This is a genomic window from Paenibacillus sp. tmac-D7, assembly GCF_006519665.1.
Lineage (GTDB): Bacteria > Bacillota > Bacilli > Paenibacillales > NBRC-103111 > Paenibacillus_G > Paenibacillus_G validus.
Window position 1 is genome coordinate 1 of the sequence record NZ_VIDW01000088.1, and the last position, 5,926, is coordinate 5,926.

At 44.5% G+C, this 5,926-nt stretch carries 6 protein-coding genes; 5 read left to right on the forward strand and 1 reads right to left on the reverse strand.

What is annotated here, in order from left to right:
- Positions 1–78: 78 nt before the first annotated feature.
- Positions 79–228 (reverse strand): hypothetical protein, encoded by a 150-nt coding sequence (locus FKP33_RS27390; protein ID WP_155615861.1) that lies wholly within the window; start codon positions 226–228, stop codon positions 79–81.
- 475 nt (positions 229–703) lie between these two features.
- On the opposite strand from FKP33_RS27390, the gene FKP33_RS26365 reads away from it, so the two are divergent.
- The 5 genes from FKP33_RS26365 to FKP33_RS26385 all read left to right on the forward strand — a co-directional run bounded on the left by FKP33_RS26365 (position 704) and on the right by FKP33_RS26385 (position 5,180).
- The gene (locus FKP33_RS26365) at positions 704–1,801 is read left to right on the forward strand and encodes an ABC transporter substrate-binding protein (protein WP_236595698.1); all 1,098 of its coding nucleotides are present in this window, start codon (positions 704–706) and stop codon (positions 1,799–1,801) included.
- A gap of 75 nt (positions 1,802–1,876) precedes the next feature.
- On the forward strand, positions 1,877–2,746 hold the full coding sequence (locus tag FKP33_RS26370; protein ID WP_054800504.1) for a branched-chain amino acid ABC transporter permease: 870 nt from the start codon (positions 1,877–1,879) through the stop codon (positions 2,744–2,746).
- Positions 2,743–3,741: a branched-chain amino acid ABC transporter permease gene (locus FKP33_RS26375; protein WP_196427012.1), complete on the forward strand. Its 999-nt coding sequence runs from the start codon at positions 2,743–2,745 to the stop codon at positions 3,739–3,741. Before FKP33_RS26370 ends, FKP33_RS26375 begins: the two co-directional genes overlap by 4 nt.
- Entirely contained in the window at positions 3,722–4,483 is a 762-nt protein-coding gene (locus FKP33_RS26380) for an ABC transporter ATP-binding protein (protein ID WP_127610786.1), read from the forward strand. The genes FKP33_RS26375 and FKP33_RS26380 overlap by 20 nt, the downstream gene beginning before the upstream one ends.
- Entirely contained in the window at positions 4,470–5,180 is a 711-nt protein-coding gene (locus tag FKP33_RS26385; RefSeq protein WP_127610785.1) for an ABC transporter ATP-binding protein, read from the forward strand. The genes FKP33_RS26380 and FKP33_RS26385 overlap by 14 nt, the downstream gene beginning before the upstream one ends.
- Positions 5,181–5,926 lie beyond the last annotated feature (746 nt).

Consider the following 5,926-nt stretch of genomic DNA (forward strand, 5'->3'; position numbering starts at 1 on the left):
TCGTCGCCAAGCAAGAATAGTCCACTACGGTGGTCTCAAAGTGTGGAGAAAGTCTTTTGACTTTCTCCACACTTTTTTTTATTTGGTGAATCTCATCATATTCCTCACATCGTCCCCATTGAGCCCTGTGATTTTGCGATACGTCCAGTCTCCCTCAATTTGTAACCGAATAATCTCTTTCTTTATCTCTTCAGAATAATGCCTAAGCTTTTGACCTTTGATCGCCATAACAAATGCCCCCCTTAAAATTCATCTGATTAACCAAGGGGGGGCCAGTGTCTATTCTATGGGGCCACGCTAAGCCCAATGGATTTTTTATCATCCGTTTAATATAGAAGAATATAGCTATTGTCTAATCGTCCGGTCGTATTGTATTATATTAACAGCTTGCCCGACATTATCCTGAACACGCTTACAAAATCAGTGTTTTTAAGACAAATCATGATTTGAACGCTGTTTTGTATATGTCGGAAGTTGTTGTTAAGAAGCTAATAACAACTTTTTGTAAAGCGATTACATACATTTTGTATCATTCTTAACTCTAAGTGGGGGGCGTTTTTGGATGGTCGCTAAGGGCAAAGTCAGGAAAACAAGTATTACAGTCTCGGTCATGCTGGTATTCATGCTGTTAGTTCTTACTGCTTGTAATAGCAGCCAACCTGCATCCGGGGGTGGTGCATCCGGGGGTGGAGGAGATAAGCCGGTGAAAATCGGCGCGATTTTATCATTTTCCGGTAACTTTGCTCCATTATCCGAAAGTATTAAGGAAGGAATGGAACTGTATTTCGAACTGAACGGAAACAAAATCGGCAATCACCCAGTAACCATCAAGTACGAGGACGACGAGGCAAACCCGCAAGTCGCTCTTCGCAAATACCGTCAACTGGTTGAAAGCGAAAAGGTTGATTTGTTGGTCGGCCCAATTTCCTCAGCGGTCGTTTATGCGCTGCGTGACGTCATCGAGAAGGATAAAATCGTTTTGATCGATGCCAATGCGGCTGCTAACGATATTTCTTGGGATAAGAAAAGCGATTATATTTATCGGGTTTCGATCTCGAACTGGCAGGACGGCGTTCCGGGAGCCGAATATATTTTCAAGAACGTTGGAAAAACGGCATATGTTATCGCACCTGATTATCCGGCGGGCCACGAGACGATTGACGCTTTCAAAGAGGCCTTTACTAAAGCAGGCGGCCAAATTGTGAAGGAAGCATACCCTAAGCTCGGGACTAACGATTACGCAACTTACTTGACAGAAATATTGAATACGAAACCGGATCTTGTCTTTCCATTTTTGGCCGGTACAGATGCCATTCGATTTGTTCAGCAGTACGAACAATTCGGTGTAAAGGGTAAAATTCCGCTAACCGGCACCCAGGAATTTTTGGATCCGCTCGTAACGGATCCGGCGGGCAAAGCCGCTGAAGGCATCATTGGGGCAACGATGTACAACTATTCACTCGACAATCCGGTTAACAAGAAGTTTGTTGAGGATTTTAAAAAGAAATACAACAAGGTACCTAACTATTTTAACGTACAAGGTTATGATTCCGCGCAAGTCATCAGTAAAGCGATAGAAAAAACAGGAAGCACGAAATCTGAGGATTTGATCAAGGTGTTGAAAGACATTAGCTTCAGCAGCCCGCGCGGCGAGCTTGCCATGGATCCAAAAACGCACAACCTGGCATTAGATATGTATTTGGCCAAAAATGTATGGAAAGACGGAAAGATCGTACAGGAAATTATAGGAACCGCAGTCAAGGGACTGAAAATACCCGATGCTCCACCTGAGAAAAAATAAATAAGAGATGATAAGGAAACGGGAGGCTTGTCCTCCCGTTCCACACATGTTTCGCTTAAGAAAGAGGAGGATACAATGGCTGGAACAACATTGCTCATGCATATTTTAAACGGTCTAGCCTACGGGATGCTTTTGTTTATGATTGCAGCCGGGCTATCAATTATTTTCGGATTAATGCATGTCGTCAACTTGGCGCACGGCACTTTTTACTTGGTGGGCGTATACGTAGCGTATTCATTCGTGAAACAAGGCATGGGATTCTGGCCATCCTTGCTAGTTGCCATTGTTATAGTAAGCATACTTGGCATCCTAATGGAGAAATTACTGCTTGAACGTGTTTATGGAATGGAACTGGAGCAGGTTCTACTGACGTTCGGGCTTTCATTTATATTTGCCGATATCGTAAAGTGGATATGGGGTTCCAGCCCTTTAACGCTTCCTATTCCGATGAACTTGGATGTTTCCATGAATCTTGGGGTCATGATGTTTCCTGCGTATCGTATTTTTGTCATTTTGATCGGTTGTTTACTTGCGGTATTTCTTTGGTATATGGAAAATAAAACGCGAATTGGCGCCGTGATCAGAGCGGGAGTCGACGATCGGGAGATGCTTTCGGCTCTTGGTATTAATATTAAGGGCGTATTCACTTGCATATTTGCCGTGGGCGCCGGTTTGGCCGGATTAAGCGGAGTTTTGGGCGGACCGATTATGGGTATGTACGTCGGCATCGATTCGGAAATTTTGATTTCATCGCTTGTTATTGTTGTGGTGGGCGGTCTCGGCACCTGGAAAGGTGCTTTTGTCGGGGCCATATTAGTCGGAGTCGTTGATACGCTTGGACGCGTTTATTTGCCGTCATTAACGATGGCCATGGTGTTTGCCATTATGATTGTCGTCTTGTTAATGAAACCAAACGGTCTGTTCGGTAAGGGGGCGCACGCGTGAAGAAACCTGCGTTCGTAAGTATCGCTTTTGTCGCCTTTATGCTGCTGTTACCTCTCATCTTAACCACGTATGGTATCAAACTGACGAGTGAAGTATTGATTATGGCAATATTTGTTATGAGCCTGGGACTAATCATCGGTTATGCTGGCCTTGTATCGCTGGGACACGCCGCATTTTTCGGATTGGGCGCTTATGCGGTCACCTTGATTGGGGAGCATGTAGAAAATAGTTATGTGCTGCTCCTTGCAGCTGCCCTTATAGCGGGAATCGCCGCTTTTGTATCCGGTTTGCTGTTTATCCGTTCATCAGGCCCTTACTTCCTCATGATTACTTTGGCGTTCGGGCAAATGATATACGCGATCTTTTATAAAGCGCAAAGCGTCACCGGCGGTGCAGACGGAAAATCGGTTAGCGCGGCCTTCAGTTTGGGCTTTGGCCCCATCGAAAGCAGGTTAGGGTTTTATTATGTAACGGCAGTTTGCTTTTTACTTTGTTATTTTTTGCTTCGTATTTTTATTGTCTCTCCTCTTGGCAAAGGCATAAGAGGAATAAAAGAGAACGAAGCCCGGATGACGGCGCTTGGTTATAATACACGTTACTATAAGCTGATCGTGTATTCACTGTCCGGGATGATGGCCGGATTTGCAGGCGGACTTTATGCTTATTTCAATGAATACGTGTCTCCTGATCTGCTCAATTGGATGTTCTCCGGGCAAGCGCTGATCATGGTTATTGTCGGTGGAGTCGGAACATTAATAGGACCGGCTATAGGTGCGGGCTTCTTCGTAATTTTGCAAAATTATATCAGCTCCTACACGGACCGTTGGCCGATCGTTATGGGATTGATTTTTGTTGCCATTGTGCTTTATAGACGCGGCGGGGTCATTCATATTGCTTTGCTGTTATGGAACAAGATAAACCTAAAACGGCGAAAAGACCGGCACCCTACAAAACTTCATAAGGAGGCGAACGGTCATGAGTCTGCTGAAGGTTGAGCATTTGCATAAGTCTTTTAAAGGCTTACAAGTTTTGAAGGACGTTTCTCTAGAAGTGAAGCAAGGGGAGCGTCATGTCATCATCGGACCTAACGGAGCCGGCAAAACAACCTTATTCAATTGTATTACAGGAACATTGCCGATTAACCAGGGCACCGTTACGGTGAATGGCAAACAAATCAACGGCCTTCCCGGATACACGGCTGTACGTGTCGGGATGTCGAGAACGTTTCAAAAAAACAATTTGTTTGGTGCTCTGACCGTGGAAGAGAACGTGCATCTAGCCATCACAGCATGTCAACCATATCGGTTCAACTTTTATAAGCCATTTTATAAAAACACACAATTGCTGGAAGAAACGGAGGAGCTGCTTAAGGAATGGGAGCTTTGGGAGCGGCGTACCCGTATTGTTAATGAGCTTTCTTACGGCGAACAAAGGTTGCTGGAAGTGCTTCTCGCCCTAGCTTCCAAACCGAAAGTGCTGCTTTTGGACGAGCCGACGTCAGGTATGTCACCTGCTGAAACCATCCAAACGACGAAGCTTATCCAACGCATGCCTCGTTCTATTACGCTATTGGTCATCGAGCATGATATGGAGGTGGTCTTCTCTATCGCTGACCGCATTACGGTATTGCATCATGGCGAAGTGTTCTTAAGCGGAGCTCCGGAACAGATCAAAGGCGACGAGAACGTGAAAGCCATCTACTTCGGAGGAGGGACGCTGCAGCATGCTCAAGGTTGATCAGGTTCATACGTATTACGGAAACAGCCATATTTTGCAGGGGCTTTCTTTTGAAGTACCTACAGGGAAGTGCGTTGCACTTCTCGGGCGTAATGGTGCGGGAAAAACGACAACGATTCATTCCATTGCCGGGTTAACTCCTCCGCGCCGAGGAAACATTACGTATATGGGCAAATTGATCTCCGGGCTTGCGCCTAATAAAATCGCTCGTGCCGGTATCGGATTAGTCCCCCAAGGAAGGCGCATCTTTCCTTCCCTTACGATTCGCGAGAACCTTATTGTTCCCGCAAGAGATAGAAAGCAAACGGGAACGGGCGATAAAAGCTGGAGGCTGGAAGACATCTATGATTTATTCCCTATTCTTAAGGAAAGGGAAAACAACATGGGGACCCAATTGTCCGGAGGGCAGCAGCAAATGCTGGCGATCGGAAGAGCATTAATGACCAATCCTCAATTCATACTCATGGATGAGCCTTCGGAAGGGTTAGCTCCAGTCATTATCGAGCAAGTGGGAGATATTATAAGGAAATTAAAGCAGACCGGGTTATCGATTCTTTTAGTTGAACAAAATTTTTATTTGGCGTGCGGCGTGGCTGATACCGTGCTTGTGATGAGCAAGGGTCAAATTGTATGGCAAGGTACACCTGAAGAACTCCTGATCAATGAGGAAATTCAACATCAATATTTAGGCGTATAAGATATGGGGGCTGATAGCAGCCCTTGTTACATTATTGGTCATGCGGGAAACGTTCGTGAGGAATAAGCTTGATCTGAGTAGACTCGGACTAAGCTTATTTCTTTTTGTTGCATGCAGCAGGTGTCAATTGAGCTGCTTCCTCCAACGGTTTTCTTTCATGCCTCAATTGTAGATTGTTGAACGAAAATGTTTTTATATGATTTCTGCTTGCAATAGTAAGGAGATCGTGATATATTACAAATCCGGTTGTTCGAGAGAACACCAAAAGCAATGAAGTTGGTGGATCTGAGCTTGTGGTTGCGTACCTAAGAATGGAAAAACAACACAGTTGCATGAAGAGTGCTGAATATGATATATTACAACTCTGGTTGTTCGAGAGAACACCAAAAGCAATGAAGTTGGTGGATCTGAGCTTGTGGTTACGCACCTAAGAATGGAAAAACAACACAGTTGCATAGAGTGAGTTGAATATGATATATTACAACTCTGGTTGTTCGAAAGAACACCAAAAGCAATGAAGTTGATGGATCTGAGCTTGTGGTTACGCACCTAAGAATGGAAAAACAACGCAGTTGCATAATAGATTTGAATATGCTATATTACAACTCCGGCAATGAAAGCCGAGTAAAGCAATAAAAAAATTGCCCTTTGAAAACTGAACATCGAGTGAGTGCTTTAAATAAGAGATAGCAATATCTCAGCTAGCTTCAACAATGAGCAAGTCAGCTTTCTACTTTAATGGAGAG